The organism is Dendronalium phyllosphericum CENA369 (genome assembly GCF_016056275.1).
Classification (GTDB): domain Bacteria; phylum Cyanobacteriota; class Cyanobacteriia; order Cyanobacteriales; family Nostocaceae; genus Dendronalium; species Dendronalium phyllosphericum.
In genome coordinates this window covers 1-15877 of the sequence record NZ_JAECZA010000275.1, presented here as the reverse complement: position 1 = coordinate 15877, position 15877 = coordinate 1, and the positions used below count along the sequence as shown (strand labels likewise).

The following is a 15877-nucleotide window of genomic DNA, read 5'->3' as shown; positions in this document are numbered from 1 at the left end:
CATCTCCCTCATCCCCCTCATCCCCCTCATCCCCACGAATTCGCCTCTGGGTCGAAGATAATGGCATTGGCATCGCGCTTGAGCATCAAGAGCGAATTTTCAACGTGTTTGAAAGATTACACGGTGAAGAGAGTTATCCTGGTTCCGGTATCGGCTTGGCTATTGTCCGCAAGGGAGTTGAGCGCATGGGGGGACAGGTCGGTGTAGAGTCATTAATAGGGCAAGGCAGCCGCTTTTGGATTGAACTACGAACAGCGACTATGAAAACATGAACACAGACCAACAGATCGTTTTGCTGGCAGAGGATGACTCTAACCAAGTCTTACTAATTCGTCGTGCCCTACGCAAAGCTAATCTCACACAACCGCTTCAGGTTGTCAGCAACGGAGAAGCCGCTATTGATTACCTCTGTGGTGAAGGAGATTATGCTAACCGTGAGTCTTACCCGATGCCGACATTGTTTTTGTTAGACCTGAAAATGCCCCGGAAATCTGGATTTGAAGTGTTGGAATGGCTGAAGCAGCAACCTGGTCTTAGACGCTTGCCAGTGGTCGTACTGACAACTTCTCAAGAAATAACCGATATTCACAAAGCTTATGATTTGGGTGTCAATTCCTACTTAGTTAAACCGATCGCATTTAGTGACTTGACTGCAATGTTAACGTTACTTGATGCTTACTGGATTAATTTAAACCGGAGGTCGATGGTTTATACCGACTAGATGGTTTAGTCTAGACTACGCACTTCCTAGAACTTTACCCTGCGTGTAAAGTTTTCAAGCATCGATTTTGTCTCCCTATGCACATTTTGATTATTGATGATGATAAAAATGACCGCTTCATGGTTACGCGAGAGATGCGCCGGGAGTTCTCTGATGTCGAGATAGAGGAAGTGGGCGAACCAGAGGAGTTTGAGCAAGCATTGGCAGCGGGTCGCTTCGATTTGACAATCACTGACTACCAACTCCGCTGGACTAACGGTTTGGAGATATTACGTACCCTCAAACAGCGCTTCCCTGAGCGTCCCGTAATTATGTTTACAAATACAGGTACTCAGGAAATTGCCGTAGAAGCCATGAAAAGTGGACTCGATGATTACATCCTCAAATCACCCAAGCATCTTTTGCGTCTGTCAACAACGGTGAGGACTGTCTTAGAACGTAATGAGACTCGACGTAGAGCCAGCTTTTTCGAGAACCGCCTGCAATCCCTGCTCGACCAATTGCATGTCGGAGTGTTTCGGGTAATTCCCGACGGACGATTACTCGAAGTCAACAATGTGTTTTTGAGGGTTTTAGGACTTAATTCCTTAGATGAACTCCAGTCGATTGGCGGCTTTAGTGAAATTTTTTCTAAAGCCAGAGATATTACACCACAGCAAAGACGAGAACGAGAACTAAAGTTACGCAAACCCGATGGTACTTCAATTTGGGTTTCAGTGAATGAAACTCTGATTACGAATCAGGGAGAATTGGTTATTGATGGGTTGTTAGAAGACATTACCGGGCGCAAACGTGCAGAAGAGTCACTGAAACGCTATGCTACAAGATTACGGACTCTACAAGAGCTAGATCGCTCAATCTTGCGGGCAATTTCTCCGGCTGGAATTGCCCAAACTGCTCTTATGTTTACTTATCCATTACTTCGCTGTCAATTATTGGATGTAACATTGTTTGATTGGGAAACTCAACAAGCCACTGTCTTGGCAGTTCAGTCTCATGAGGGAATTGGTTGCAGTATCGGTGAAAGTTTTTCATTGCAGGATTTTGGTGACATAGAAACCTTGCAGCAAAATCAAGCACTAATTATTGAAAATTTAGCCGAACATCCTAGACTCTATCGCATTCAACAAAGATTGTTTGATCAAGGCATTCGCTTCATTATGAATGTGCCTGTGATTGCCCAAGGACAGCTAATAGGCTCTTTGAATGTGGGAGCAATTCAGCCCAGTTCTTTAACTGAGGAAGACATGGATAATGCTTACGAGGTGGCGAATCAGCTGGCGATCGCCATCCAACAATCTCGTTTACGCGAAGAATTACACCGCTACACCGAACAACTCGAACAATTGGTTAGCAACCGCACCCAACAACTAGAAGAAGCCAATAGTGCTTTAGAAGCCTTTGCCTACTCGATTTCCCACGACTTACAAGAACCTCTGCGCGCCATCCGAGGATTCGCTACTATTTTGTTAGAAGAATACGATACTGCTTTGAATTCAGTGGGACAAGATTTACTCCATCGCATTGCCAGTAGTGTGGAGCGGATGGACAATTTACTTGTAGACTTGTTAGCCTACAGCCGTTTGAGTCGTGTTGATTTGCCGTTGCAGCCAATTAACCTCAACTTACTGATGAGGCAAGTACTGACGCAACTAGAGTCATCCCTAGAAGAAAAGCAAGCTCAAATCATAGTTGCAGAACCTCTGTTGGAAGTTGTAGGCAACTACCGTACTGTCGAGCAAATTGTGACGAATCTCCTCACCAACAGCATTAAGTTTGTCGCTGCTGGAGTTCAACCGCAAGTCCGCATCTGGAGCGAACGCCGCAATCGCAATGTCCGTCTGTGGGTAGAAGACAATGGTATTGGCATTCAACTCCAACACCGCGAGCGGATTTTTGGCGTATTTGAGCGTCTGCACAGTATTGAAGCTTACCCTGGTACGGGAATTGGACTAGCGATCGTCCGTAAAGGCATTGAACGCATGGGCGGTCAGGTAGGTATGGAGTCAGAAGTCGGTGGGGGTAGTCGCTTTTGGATCGAACTACCAGAATTTGTCAAGTAGAACTCAAAAAAATGAAACATTTATAGCTGTTAGGGAGTCAGTGAGGAGGGCAGAGGCGCAGGGGGAGTATTAAATACTCGGCACTCTTTACTACTGACAACTGACAACTAACAGTTAACAGATGTTAATTTCCGCTAGAGTGGGATTGAAATCAAAGTGTGAGGATTGATACAAAATGCGAATATTGCTGGTCTATCCGATATTTCCTAAAACCTTTTGGTCATATGAAAAAATTTTGGCATTAGTAGATCGCAAGGTTTTGTTACCACCTTTGGGTTTGGTGACGGTGGCGGCAATTTTACCCCAAGAATGGGAATTCAAACTGGTAGATCGCAATATTCGTCCAGCCACAGAAGAAGAGTGGGCATGGGCGGATATAGTTATTTTCTCCGCGATGATTGTCCAAAAACAAGATTTATTAGACCAAATTAAAGAAGCAAAACAACGCGGTAAGTTAGTTGCAGTTGGCGGCCCTTACCCTACTTCTACACCCCATGAAGTTGAAAATGTGGGCGCAGATTTTCTGATTCTCGATGAAGGGGAAATTACTCTGCCTATGTTTATTGAGGCAGTTCAACGGGGAGAAACTTCTGGTACTTTCCGCGCCACAGAAAAACCAGATGTCACAAGTACGCCTATTCCCCGCTTTGATTTACTAGAACTTGATGCCTATGACATGATGTCGGTACAATTTTCGCGTGGATGTCCTTTTCAGTGCGAATTTTGCGACATTATTGTGCTTTACGGGCGTAAACCTCGTACTAAAACTCCAGCGCAACTGCTGGCAGAATTAGACTATCTGTATGAATTGGGTTGGCGACGTGGTGTGTTCGTGGTAGATGATAACTTTATTGGCAACAAACGCAATGTTAAATTGTTGCTCAAAGAGTTAAAAGTTTGGATGGCAGAACATCAATATCCTTTCCGGTTTGACACCGAAGCTTCGGTTGACTTGGCACAAGATCCAGAACTGATGGAGTTGATGGTTGAGTCTGGTTTCGCTGCTGTATTTTTGGGCATTGAAACACCTGATGAAGATAGCTTGCAACTGACTAAGAAATTTCAAAATACTCGGAATTCTTTAACTGATGCGGTGCAAAGCATCATTAAAGCTGGGTTGCGCCCAATGGCTGGATTTATTATCGGCTTTGATGGGGAAAAAGCAGGTGCAGGCGATCGCATTGTCCGTTTTGCAGAACAAGCAGCAATTCCTTCTACGACCTTCGCTATGTTGCAAGCGCTACCCAACACAGCATTGTGGCATCGCCTGCAAAAAGAAGGAAGATTGCGGGAAAATCAAGACGGAAACATCAACCAAACAACGTTGATGAACTTTATCGCTACCCGTCCGTTAGAAGATATTGCTAGGGAATATATTGAGGCTTTTTGTGCTTTATACGAGCCAGTAAAGTATTTGGATCGCACTTACCGCTGTTTTTTGATGATGGGTGCGCCGAGTTGGAAAGCCCCATCCAAAATGCCAGAGTGGGTAACGATCAAAGCGTTGCTGATTGTAATTTGGCGACAGGGCATTAAACGGGAAACTCGCTGGAAGTTCTGGCATCACTTATTCAGTATCATCAAGCGTAACCCAGGAGTTGCCGAACATTATCTTTCTGCCTGCGCTCACAACGAACATTTTCTAGAGTATCGCCAAATTGTGCGCGACCAAATTGAAAGTCAACTAGCCGAATATTTAGCACAAGGTGCTGAAAAGCCATACGTGCCTGTGGAGACAAAAGCAAAGGCGGTAGTTAGTTAAGCAAATCGATAAAAGATAGGTGATAGAGAAAAATTAATAACTACTGTCACCTGTTACTATCTTTATTTTGATTGAGTTTGATCGTTCAATACCGTTTGGTTAAAAATTATTGCTTGGGATTTTATTTATAATGTCATATCTTTAGACAGATTAATATTTGTGCAATATATGTTATGTGAATCTGATTGTTTTCTAGTTGCGATCGCATATTATATTTATATATAAATATTAAGTAATTAATTACAGCAATTCTCAAATGAATGAAGTATAACAACTTAAAGTAGTTAGGAGTAAAAATTTAGAATAACGCTCCTGATTCCTGGCTACTAACTACGTAAATAGAGTGTATTGTATGCAAACGAGAACCACTATATTTAGAATTAATTTCACATGAAAGCCTACGATTTTTTTGCCGAAGTAACACCAGAAGAAAAAACCGAATTTTCGGAAGCAGCGTTAGAGCAATTACCAGCAAACCAAGATGTAAGAACTATCGTGCAGACAGATGAAAATGTGGAAGAAGAAAATGAAAACACAGTTCGGCATCACCTTGCTGTTGAGCAAATTTTTAAAGATTATAGTGATGCAGATGCTATTTACGATGAGATTTAATTAATAAAAAATTCTCAAATCGTTCGTCAGTAGTGAGCGGAAATTGCTGATAAATCGGATAGTGGTATCAAACTTTCGCGACTTGTTTACTGGAGTAAATCTTCCATCGCCGCCCCAACCACGCGATGATTGGTATCTTGTCTGAGTTGTGCCAAAGCTTCTTTAGCATCAGGGTCATCAAAATGTTTCAAAGCATAAGCAACCTGTACCCGAATGCGTTCTGACTCCGAATTTTTGAGTATTAAGAGTTGGGAGAGAGCAGATTGATGTTGACGGGAGCCAGCAAGACTGCCCAGTGCATCTACTGTAGCCTCTCGTACACTTGCATCTTCTCCTTCTAGCCCTTGGAGACAGACCTCAAGTAGCTCTTCAGGGCACTCCAGTTCAACTAAAGTTGCTAGTATAGTGCGGCGCAACAACCAGTGTTCATCCATAATAAATGTTTGCACTAGATGGGAAACTGAGAGCCTGCCAAACAAAGATAGGGAGTTAGCAGCTTCTGCTCGCACATTGGGAGTGTTATCAAACTTGAGGATCTGAAGTAAAGCAGCAAAGGATTCGGATGTCTGGTGCTTGCCCAAACCCCTAGCAACAAACGATCGCACTAAAAATTCTGGATCGTGGAGATGCTTGGCAAGCAAGGGAACAGCTACTTCAGAGGGATGATTGCCTAAAGCTGCGATCGCATCAAGACGATATTTAAAATCTGGGTTTTGTAAATCGGTTTCGATTTGATGGAGTTCCATAAAAGCGAATGATATAGCTGGGGACTGGTGACTAGGACCTGGTGACTAGGGACTGGGGACTAGGAACTAGAGACTGGGGAAAATTTTCCTAATACCTAATACCCAATCCCCAATACCCAATCCCTTCTACTGCACATCAAATCGCGTGCGAAAGCTGCCATATTTAATCCAGTATTGCCTTAAGTTATGACAAGGGGTGTGCAAACTGGCTTTAGCACGATACAAAAATACTTGGCGATGATCTCCCATCCATAATTTGTCAATTGGTTCAACCGAAATTATCGTTCCACCCAACGCTACAACGCATTCAGAAAAACGCTCGACGGCGCTATAGTCTACCGTTTCAAAAATAAAAAAATTACCTGAACAAATCAAATGACGGCTTCGGAGCCAGCATTGCATCTTTTTTTGAGCCTCTGGTGGCAACATTTTTGCTTCAACCCTTGCCAGATTTTTTAGGGAAGCGTCATAAGATAGTTGGGACTTCATGGGCAAAACTCTCCCTTTTTTCAAAGCGCAAGGGCCCAAAGGTTGACCCCCAAACCTGCTCGTGCGTATTGATATCCATGCCTCTATCCAAGCTGATCCAGCTGCTTTGTGTGACTTCGACATCGCTCACCAAGTAAGTCTGACAACCATTGCGCTCAATCAAACACAAGTTGCCAGGTTCTACACTGCCCCGAAACAGATCGCCGTCTCGTCTGAAGATCATGGCGCAGTGGTATCGTCGTTCGATACAGTCAATCGTAATTGTTTTGAGAATGTCTAATTCACGTGCTGCACCAGCATAGAGAAATGCATTTTTAAGACTGTAGTTTTCTATATAAATGTGGTCTTCTCGATCCACTAACCGATGTACGCCCTGACGGTAAGGATTCCAAAGATCGTAGTCATAAACTTGCTCGGAATAAAAACCAATTCCAGAGAAGAAATCAAATGGTAACGGACGAAAGTAAACATGGATATGGGCGTAGTTTTTCGGATTTTCACATGATTGTTTGTGGTTACTGAAATCCCCTGCCATACAATGAGCCAGGGTCACTAAATCATTTGATTTAGACTCAGAAATATGCAGTGGAGTAGTCATGCTAATTCGTAATTCGTAATTCGTGAGGGAGTCGGAGTCTTGGCGGTGAGGCAGTCCGGTCTTGGGGTCTCCCCAAGTAGAGGAACTGCTGAACCCGTGAGGGTTCCCGTCGAGTCCGAACTCCCGTTAGCGCAGCGTTAGCGAGTCTTCGAGCGTCACCTGAAGGGTAATTCGTAATTAAGATATATTTAAAAAAGCTCAATTTTGTCATGTTTCAATACTTAACCTTTGGAAATTAAGTAATACATTCTATTGAAATTTGCTCTTATTTTATGGAATTGAATTAAGTTGATATAAAAAAAGCAGTCTATGCTTTGACAATTTTTGATTATTGATTTTTAACTACTTGTCGAATTTCTGATGAAAAAGAGGCTGTAACAACTCCTGTACCGGCGCTAGTTTTGATCAGGGAAACTCGACAGCGGACATTGGGGTTGACGAACCAGATTTTTTCTTCTGCGGCGGCTCGGTCGTATTCTGTAACTAAGACAAAAGTCTCATCTTCAGTTAGATAATAGTTACCAGCAGCTGCCATGGTTTCTGCATAACCTTGGTCGCGTAAAAGTTTGCCGCGATTCGGGTAATTGGGGTCGGGAACGGGAACGAGAATGCAACTACCTTTGAGGACTTCGTTTTCGTCCCAATCTGATTGACCGTCCCAGCTCATACGGAACGGGGAAACTGCTGCTTTTGTGTCAACGTTATAGGATTTGCAGAGGTCAACAACTGCTGGGTCATCTAATGAGATAGCAACGATATCAATGACCGATTGTATGGCTTCAAAGTGACCAAAAGCTAAGTGATGGGCGCTGCGTTGCGATCGCCAACGCCCAAGGGAACGCTCAACAAATTCTGTAATGTTCATGACGGCTAATGACTGAAGTACAGCATTTCATAAATTCAGATTAAAAACGCTGCCGCACAAGATGTGAGACAGTGCTGGTTCCTTTACAGATTACTACTTTCTTTGTTAGGTGCAGTCTTTTCAGCGCGGTAGAAATGCTCAGAGACTATCTGTAAAGAATGCAGAGGAAAACAGAAGCAACGCCAATCTTTGAGCCGTCTACATCATTACTTCAGGAACTCCCAGAAATAAAAACAATTGATTGAAGTTTGACTATTAACTTTTAACACTCAACTACTTTTTATTTGGAAGTTCCTAATATCAACGCCTCTTAAATTTGATTGATACTCGATCGCAAAACATCATCAGGGTGGGCAATGCCACCCTTGGAAAAGTTATACGATTTCAGTAATGCTGACAATCTTTCCGCTAGTGCGATTAATCCGCTGAATTTGCGGAGTTACTTTGTTAGCAGGAACGATGTATTCAGTTGTACTCACGCGGCGAGGAGCGTCAAATTTGGAGCCAGTGACAACAATCTTGAACCGCTTTTCACTGCCCGAACCAATCACTGTTGCTGAAGAAGGCTTAATCTTTGTGCTAGCGTTAGCGGCGATCGCATAAACTAGCTGTGAAGATTTGACTGCGCTATCAACCTGAGCGGGACCGCGATCGAGGGCAAAAATGTGGTTGTAGCCTACTTGCTTTATGTTCGCTGCGCTGTTTCTGCCGCGATAGTAAGGCACGATATTTTCGCCAAAGGCTGTTTGATATTCATCGCTGTCGATGTAAGAGTCGATTTCTGCATCGTAGCCTTCAGCAACAGTACGAACGATGTGTTCGGAAACTTCCCTCTGGTCTTGGGGGGCCCGACCGAGCAAATGCAGGAAGTTTAGCTCGACAAAGCGGTAGGGGGCACTAGATTCAAAGTAGCGGCTGCGATAGAAATCAGATTTAGCAACAAGACGAACGAATTCACGGACGCTAATCGCGCGATCGCACAACTGTGATTCAGCTGTTACCAACCGCTCGCTTTCCATCACATGAGGATTTCCTAAAACTTGCTTGTAAACAGCCCTGATCGCTGTTTGGAAGTCATCCAATCCACCGTTAGGCAATAATTCAAAAGTTGCTGGGGATGCCATTGAAACTTATCTCCTAAGATACTTCAATTTTTCGGTTTGTTTAAGTTGATATAAAAGAGTGCTGAGTGTGTAAATAACACTCATACTGTCAATTGAGCTGATGAATTTAGAGTAAGAAGAAATAAATTTCTTCCTGACTCAATTCCTTTACTTTAGCTATGGATTACTACTCAGCAATGTCAGTCCGCTCAATTTGAGCCACTGCTTTGCGATGAACCAAAGCTAAAGAAGGGGTTCCTGACTCAGGCAACTATAATCCGTACTGCTAGAGCTGAACTTGTTCGCCGTTAGGCGTTCTCGTACCCCTGCTTTTAAGCTAGCGAGAAAGAGCGTCTTCGATCTAACAAGAGTAGAGAGGTTCCCTTTGTTGTCATAACTTGGCGGGAACCTCACAAGACTGGGTTGCCAACGCTCCTAGTCGCTACGCTAACAGTAGGCGGTTGCCTAAGCATTGTGGCAAGTGATGTGGGAGACTACCCACGCAACTGACTCATCAGTACTCAGTACAGCTGAAGGGTCTGCGCTAAATGGCTGTAATACTGGCTATAACGCCGCCTTGCTGATGAATGCGCTGATACTCCTGCGATAGCTGCTCGTAGGGCACTAGAAAGACTTGGTTAGAGCGGCGGAACTTGGAAACCGCGTTGACAGCTTTCGACCTATATCCTGTAACTTCGATGCGGTAAACCTTGCCATCGGAGCTAGCACCTACTCCTTGACGAGTACGGGAAACTGCTGGTGGTGTGCGGAAAGTTGCACCACCACTAGCAGGTGATACCACAGCAGTAGGGATGGACTGAATGAGTAAGGAATTCAGTTTGGGAGTCTTTCCTGCTATGTCGCCTTTCAAGCTGCTGCTAGAAGCACCGCGAACTAATTGGAAGGTATGGGTAAACTGAACTAAGCTTTGAATAGCGTCAGTTTTGTAGCCTCGAATGTAAGGTACAAAGTTTTCACCGAAGGTATTTTGGTATTCGTCGCTGTCAAGATAGGAATCAATCTCAGCTTCAAACCCTTGAGTATCTAAAATGGTGCTGTGTGCCCGCGTTTCTTCCAAATCCCGTGGGGGACGACCGAGAAGATGTCTGAAGTTCAGTTCGATCGCACGGTAACGAGGAGTATTGCTGAAAAAGCGAGAACGATACAGGTCGGACTTTGCCACAGCACGCACAAACTCGCGGACGCTGAATTCGCCCCGTTTAAACTGCGACTCTGGTACAGCAAGTCTCTCACTTTCCATGACATAGGCATTACCTAATACTTGCCTATAGACTGCTACAATAATCGACTCTTTCTCATCATCCGATAGACCGGGTATCCATTCAATAGGAGGGGTTTCATCAAATAAGCTAACCCCCAAACGTGAAGCTGGTCCAAAAGGCATTAACGATGTCTCCTGCGTTAACGACAGAGTTTAAGAAATTTGTTTCAAAAAGTGAAAAAATTTAAGATTGTTAGCCCTGGCAAATCAAGCTGTTGGATTGATTTGTTGCATGACAAAGCTTGAATTTCTTCATCAGAAACATTGCCCCACGAATTATAGAAATTTTCGGAGGGTTTTATACGCTTTGTTATGATCAATCTTCATATGAGTCTGTAACCAACAACATGAAGATTTATGAATTTTATTATTGCCGTTAGCGTAGCGTCTCCTTTGCAAAGAAGGCTAGCCGCCCAAGGGACTGTTTGCCACAACGTAGTAGTTCACCACACAAATATTGACAGGTGTAGGCTCTTAAAAGGAGAAAGGGGAAGGGTTTAAAACCTTTACCCCTTACCCCTTACCCTTTTCCTGTCGGTCAAAAAGACTTTGGCACACTACTAGTAAGTTACTCTGTCGCTCCAGCTTTGATTAACAGTTCTGCTGCTTCATAGGAGCGGAAAGAATTTCGGGCCTCACTTAATGCTGTTCCACCCCAGCGATTCTGAGGACGGAAATCTGCACCATGCTCCAACAAAATTGTCATTGTTTCTAAATCGCCTCGTGCTGAGGCCATCATCAGTGGAGTCCAACCACCAAGGTTTTCAGTATTTACCTCTCCACCTAAATTGATGAGTGCCTTCACGGTATATGGGTGGCTATTTTCTGCGGCTAAGTACAGTGCTGTATTGCCAATTTTATTGGTGGCATTTACCTCAGCTCCCATCGCTACTAAACGTTGTACTATGTCAGTTTCACCGTGCCGCGATATCGACATTAGCACTGTCTCACCATAGTGATTGCGATCGTGAATCGTAGCATTGCGATCGAGCAAAATAGAAACAATATTTCGGTAATTTGATTCAGCCGCATACATTAGCGCTGTATAGTTTGCCATGTTCTTAACATTGACATCGGCATCGCGGGCAAGCAGTAATTTTACAATAGTGAGATATCCATCTGCCGCTGCCCACATGAGGGCAGTGTTGCTTGCTCCAACAGGTGTTACACCACCAGTTGTATTCGCATCTGCACCTTGAGCTAATAATGCTTCTACAGTAGTAGCATCACCTTTGACAATTGCTCGGATTAGTTCATTGTTGAGAGAAGACATACCAAGACGTTGGGAGTTGGGAGTGTAGATATATAAGAATGGGAAAAGGGATGCATGTTAAAGGGTCAGGGCAAGAACTTTGTTTAATTCTTTTTCCCCAATCCCTATTTTTTTAGTTCAATTTTAAAAATACTGTCAGTAGGTTTTTGGGCAATCGTAGCATCCCAGGCGATCGCCTGCAAAAATGCCTCAGATGAAAGAGTTTCTACCACATCTACGCCCCAATTTCCCGGTTGCAGTGCATTAGGCGAACTGCTTGTCGCCGGGGTCGTCTTGATGCCTCCTAAAACCAAAATTTCAGGCATAGCTGCTGAGTGCGATTCTCTAAAAGAAACACTTTGCGAACTTTGCGTTTGACGCTTCTCTAAGAGTGCATAAGCACATAGTTCTCCTACCTGTTGGGGTGAAAATTCCTCTGTCGGAAACAAAACCTCTACAATCCAATGAGGATTATCCACCAGACGGCATTTGAGTTGTTTGCGATCTGCCAAGCCTTCTATAAACACTTGTGCAAATTCTTCTCGGCTGAGGGCTGGAACGATGTCGCCTGCAACATCGAAGTTATGGGACAGCAACATCCGCCCTGGAAGTATATCGTTCACAATTTTTAACTCTTGTTAATAAAACCTTTGATTCTAGGCTAGCTTCAATGGTGCTTCGGTATACGGTAAAAAATCTCGATTAATTCAGATTCTTTACTGCTCGAACTTTTGCAATTGTCCAATCAAGCGATCGAAATAAGGTGCAAGCACAGATTGCTGTTGTGGTTCTACGCGCTTCAAACTCGCAGCTTTAATTTCTTCTAGTCCCAATACCATCGCGTCTAATGGTACATGCAATTCTTGATAAAGCAGTTGCATATAATGCAACCCTTCAGTACTAGTGTAGTCAACGCGACCTCCAGCGATACCGTAGGTAATGCAGCGGAGAAAATGCCAGAAGTCACGCCAGCAGGCTTCAGCGCGTTCGGGGGGATAAAGTCCGCCGCCGGGTTGGGTAATGCTGGGGAAGGTAGTCAATACCTCGTTTCTCGCTTCATTAACGATATCGCTGACGCGATCGCGCAGCATCTGTGCCACTGGGATTAATTCTGCTGTGGCAGGCACAAGCCTCTGAAGCTGCTGAAAGTCCTCATCGGTCAAATAACGTCCTTGGTCATCGGCTGCCTGAAATCGCTGAATTGCCTCTGCTGGATGAGTATCTTGCCAGGTAGTAAAGCTAACAATTCGGGCTTTTTTAATCAGTTCTAAAACTTTTTCACTAAGTTGCGATGTCATATGAGTGCTGAGTGCTGAGTGAGAAAGCAGCACTTATATTATGTTCAGTTAAAAACTTATCATAAAGACTGTCTAGGTAAAGGAGAGTAGAGGAAAGCAACGCTTGAAAAAAGGGTAAGAAATAACTTACGTCTAGACGCGATTAATCGCGTCTCTACTCTGCACTCATCTTCGCCGAAGAACTTCTAACAGAGTTGTAAATGTTTGGGGAGGGGGGGCTGTCACTTCGATCCAATTCCCAGATATTGGATGTTGCAACTTTAGTTGCCAAGCATGGAGTGCTTGACCTGGTAAATTGACACCCACAGACCGACCAGAACCATAAACTGGGTCGCCGACAATGGGATGACCTATTTTGGCACTGTGAACGCGAATTTGATGGGTGCGTCCAGTTTCTAATTGAAAGTGGATTAATGTATAGTTTCCTAAACGTTCTAGTATTTGCCAATGGGTGATAGCAGACCTTGCACCTTGTTCTATGGGAATTACTGCCATTTTCTTACGGTCTTGCGGATGGCGACCAATGGGCAAATCGATAGTGCCACTTTCTACTTTTGGCGCACCGTAGACCACACCTAAATATTCTCGTCGTGCAGTTTTTGCTTGAAGTTGTGCCTGTAGGTGCTGGTAGGCAATATCTGTTTTAGCAATAGCGATCGCCCCTGTAGTATCCTTATCTAATCGATGGACGATTCCCGGACGCTGAACTCCTCCAATTCCTGGTAAGTTAGGACAGTGTGCCAACAAAGCATTTACCAGTGTGCCATCTGGATGACCTGGTGCGGGATGCACGACTAAGCCCGCAGGTTTATTGAGAATGAGTAATTGATCGTCTTCGTAAAGGATATCTAAGGGTATTTCTTCTGCTTCCAGTTCTAGAGGTTGCGCTTCTGGAATTTCCAGAGTAATGCGATCGCCAACTTTCACATTTATCTTTTTAGTGATGCAGACTTTGTCGTTGAGTCGGACGTTACCTTGTTCGATTAACTGTTGGATGCGAGAACGGGATAAGTCTGGTAATTCTTGGGAAAGGTAGCGATCGAGGCGATCGCTTGTTTCTGCTACTTGTAAATTAATTGCGGTCACAATGCGTCTGGGTTAATTCCCCTGTCTTGAAGTAAAGTGCGGAGTGCTTCTAATTGAGTTTCTGCTTGGTCTGCACGTTGGCGTTCTTGGTCTGCACGTTGGCGTTCTTGTTCTGCTTGGGCTTGGGCTTGTTCGTATGTCAAAAACTGCTGTCCATCAGGACGATAAATCTGAAGTTCGCCATCTGCCAATTCAAAGCGTATGCCCAGACGAGGACTTATCCAACCAGCCATTTGCTGAATTTCAGCTAATTCACTTCCAGAACGCAGCCAACCGCTTAACTCACCGCTGTCTGGGTCATACAAGTAGTATTCTTCAACTCCATAGCGCTCGTAAAATTTGTATTTAGCAATCATCTCTTTGGCGGTATTGCTAGGAGAGAGAATTTCAAAAACCACCTGGGGAGGAACATTATTTTCTCGCCATTGTAGATAGGAACCGCGATCGCCTTTTGGTCTACCGAAGATTACCATGACATCCGGTGCTCTGCGAGTGAGGTTATCTCCTTCTATGGTGTACCACAATAAATCACCTGCGACGAATACATTGGGGTCATCGACAAACAACAAATCCAAATTCTTTTTAATCAGTACAATCAACTCAAACTGTTTAGTGTTGTCTGCCATTGGCTGTCCGTCGCTTTCGGGGTAGATGATGTTCTTAGCGGTAGAAGATAGTTCGGTGACCATTGCCGTAAGTTCCATTTCAGACGTGGCACTGTTCATTTTAGCGAACCGCTAGGGTGAAGTGGAGTAGGACGAAAAGGCGCGATGGGGCGAGACATAAAGTAATATACTCCAAATGACAAGGCTCTCAACTACGTCAGTTGCAAGATTCAACGAAACGCCTTTGTTGGAAAAAAGGAAATATTTACCTACGATTAAGACAACAATTTAGAGAGGGTGTGTCGAATGATATGCGATCGCACTATCGTTTGTTCGAGTTCTACTATGCAGCGAATACTAGTAAATATATTTTCTCATATAGCTAATCCTGTTTTTATATTGACTGTTCATTCGCCCATAGCTTCTTAAAATTACGTAGAATTTAACCAGTATAGACAATGAAATTGTTTACTATTTTTATCCCACTATCAAATACTTAATCTGCGTTAATTTCTTCATCATATTTTTACAAAACCTGCCACAAAATAGGTGACACCCCTCACACCTAAAAGGCTATTCTGTGTTTAGTAGATATACCCTAACGATCGCGAGAGCTGCTTAAGTAGCTCTCTTTATTTTTTACTATCAACTTTTAGGCATACTGCACATTATATATTCACTAGTAGTAATGAAAATTACTATTTTCAATTATAATTTCCTAAGTTAAGTACACTAAGGGAATTTTCTTACGAGAATTTATACAAAAAATAAATAATGGGTATTACTCCTCATGGCAAAAGTGCTATACTATGCTAAGTAGATGCACCCTGATGATCTGGAGAGCTGCCCAAGTGGCTCTCCTTTTTTGCTTTTTGATGAGTGCTGAGTCAAGAAGAGGATGGGGAGATGGGGGGATAAGAGTAATATCTGCAACCGTCTTTTTCCCCTCCACCTCCCATAAGTCTCATCTTCCTACCTGCTTAGTACGTAGTTATACCCCTCTTCTGTCACTTTCCGAGTATTCTGAATAAAAGGAATAGAAGAAAAAGCTCTGGAAGGTAAGTAGAGCAATGGATGTAGAATTACAAATCCTCAAACATTTGGCAAGAGATCCTCACCCAACAGTTACGATCATAGATGAATATTGTGCAGAGTATAAAGAGCTATTTAAAGAAGTAAGGAATTATGAGTGCTTCAAATATTTACACCTAGGGATAATGTCAGCAATTAAAAGAAAATCATTACCAGAGATAGCAAAAGCTGTAAGTATAAACTCAGCTCAATCATTACATCATTTTATAGCGAATTCAGATTGGTCGGTAGACAAATTAAAACAAAGAAGATTAAAAGAATTAAAGAAAGCATTAGATGGCAATAAGATTACAGTAGTAATAG

At 43.4% G+C, this 15877-nt stretch carries 17 protein-coding genes; 6 read left to right on the top strand and 11 right to left on the bottom strand.

The window, feature by feature from the left end; genetic code table 11:
* The 5 genes from I8752_RS30330 to I8752_RS30310 form a co-directional block, all read left to right on the top strand.
* Positions 1-272: ATP-binding protein (locus I8752_RS30330; RefSeq protein WP_263986623.1), on the top strand; the 272-nt coding region annotated here is incomplete at its 5' end.
* On the top strand, positions 269-721 hold the full coding sequence (locus I8752_RS30325; RefSeq protein ID WP_214435897.1) for a response regulator: 453 nt from the start codon (positions 269-271) through the stop codon (positions 719-721). The genes I8752_RS30330 and I8752_RS30325, both read left to right, overlap by 4 nt.
* Positions 722-798: 77 nt before the next feature.
* Positions 799-2784, top strand: coding sequence for an ATP-binding protein (locus tag I8752_RS30320; protein ID WP_214435896.1), 1986 nt, complete (start codon positions 799-801; stop codon positions 2782-2784).
* A 175-nt stretch (positions 2785-2959) separates the two neighbouring features.
* The gene (locus I8752_RS30315) at positions 2960-4546 is read left to right on the top strand and encodes a B12-binding domain-containing radical SAM protein (RefSeq protein WP_214435895.1); all 1587 of its coding nucleotides are present in this window, start codon (positions 2960-2962) and stop codon (positions 4544-4546) included.
* 390 nt (positions 4547-4936) lie between these two features.
* Positions 4937-5158, top strand: coding sequence for a hypothetical protein (locus I8752_RS30310; RefSeq protein ID WP_214435894.1), 222 nt, complete (start codon positions 4937-4939; stop codon positions 5156-5158).
* An 86-nt stretch (positions 5159-5244) separates the two neighbouring features.
* On the opposite strand, the gene I8752_RS30305 is transcribed toward I8752_RS30310, so the two are convergent.
* The 11 genes from I8752_RS30305 to I8752_RS30255 form a co-directional block, all read right to left on the bottom strand.
* Entirely contained in the window at positions 5245-5904 is a 660-nt protein-coding gene (locus I8752_RS30305) for a HEAT repeat domain-containing protein (protein WP_214435893.1), read from the bottom strand.
* A gap of 126 nt (positions 5905-6030) precedes the next feature.
* The gene (locus I8752_RS30300; protein ID WP_225896004.1) at positions 6031-6393 is read right to left on the bottom strand and encodes a CpeR family transcriptional regulator; all 363 of its coding nucleotides are present in this window, start codon (positions 6391-6393) and stop codon (positions 6031-6033) included.
* On the bottom strand, positions 6371-6991 hold the full coding sequence (locus I8752_RS30295; RefSeq protein ID WP_214435892.1) for a chromophore lyase CpcT/CpeT: 621 nt from the start codon (positions 6989-6991) through the stop codon (positions 6371-6373). Before I8752_RS30295 ends, I8752_RS30300 begins: the two co-directional genes overlap by 23 nt.
* A gap of 328 nt (positions 6992-7319) precedes the next feature.
* Complete coding sequence (locus I8752_RS30290; RefSeq protein WP_214435891.1) at positions 7320-7856, bottom strand: phycobiliprotein lyase; 537 nt, start codon at positions 7854-7856, stop codon at positions 7320-7322.
* Between the two features lie 374 nt (positions 7857-8230).
* The gene (locus tag I8752_RS30285) at positions 8231-8980 is read right to left on the bottom strand and encodes a phycobilisome rod-core linker polypeptide (protein ID WP_214435890.1); all 750 of its coding nucleotides are present in this window, start codon (positions 8978-8980) and stop codon (positions 8231-8233) included.
* A gap of 523 nt (positions 8981-9503) precedes the next feature.
* Positions 9504-10364, bottom strand: a complete 861-nt coding sequence (locus I8752_RS30280; protein ID WP_214435889.1) for a phycobilisome linker polypeptide — start codon at positions 10362-10364, stop codon at positions 9504-9506.
* Between the two features lie 445 nt (positions 10365-10809).
* A complete protein-coding gene (locus I8752_RS30275; protein ID WP_214435888.1) occupies positions 10810-11514 on the bottom strand; it encodes an ankyrin repeat domain-containing protein in 705 nt (234 codons plus the stop codon).
* Positions 11515-11618: 104 nt separating this feature from the next.
* Positions 11619-12116: a DUF2656 domain-containing protein gene (locus tag I8752_RS30270; RefSeq protein ID WP_318780911.1), complete on the bottom strand. Its 498-nt coding sequence runs from the start codon at positions 12114-12116 to the stop codon at positions 11619-11621.
* A 93-nt stretch (positions 12117-12209) separates the two neighbouring features.
* Positions 12210-12791 carry a globin family protein gene (locus I8752_RS30265; RefSeq protein WP_214435887.1) on the bottom strand — a complete coding sequence of 194 codons (582 nt, stop codon included), beginning with the start codon at positions 12789-12791 and terminating at the stop codon, positions 12210-12212.
* A 165-nt stretch (positions 12792-12956) separates the two neighbouring features.
* Entirely contained in the window at positions 12957-13877 is a 921-nt protein-coding gene (locus tag I8752_RS30260; protein WP_318780910.1) for an RluA family pseudouridine synthase, read from the bottom strand.
* Positions 13874-14566 carry a Uma2 family endonuclease gene (locus I8752_RS30255; RefSeq protein WP_214435899.1) on the bottom strand — a complete coding sequence of 231 codons (693 nt, stop codon included), beginning with the start codon at positions 14564-14566 and terminating at the stop codon, positions 13874-13876. The genes I8752_RS30260 and I8752_RS30255 overlap by 4 nt, the downstream gene beginning before the upstream one ends.
* Positions 14567-15552: 986 nt before the next feature.
* Between I8752_RS30255 and I8752_RS30250 the strand changes: the two genes are divergently transcribed.
* Positions 15553-15877, top strand: a 325-nt coding sequence (locus tag I8752_RS30250; protein ID WP_214435886.1) for a transposase, incomplete at its 3' end; no start/stop codon positions are given.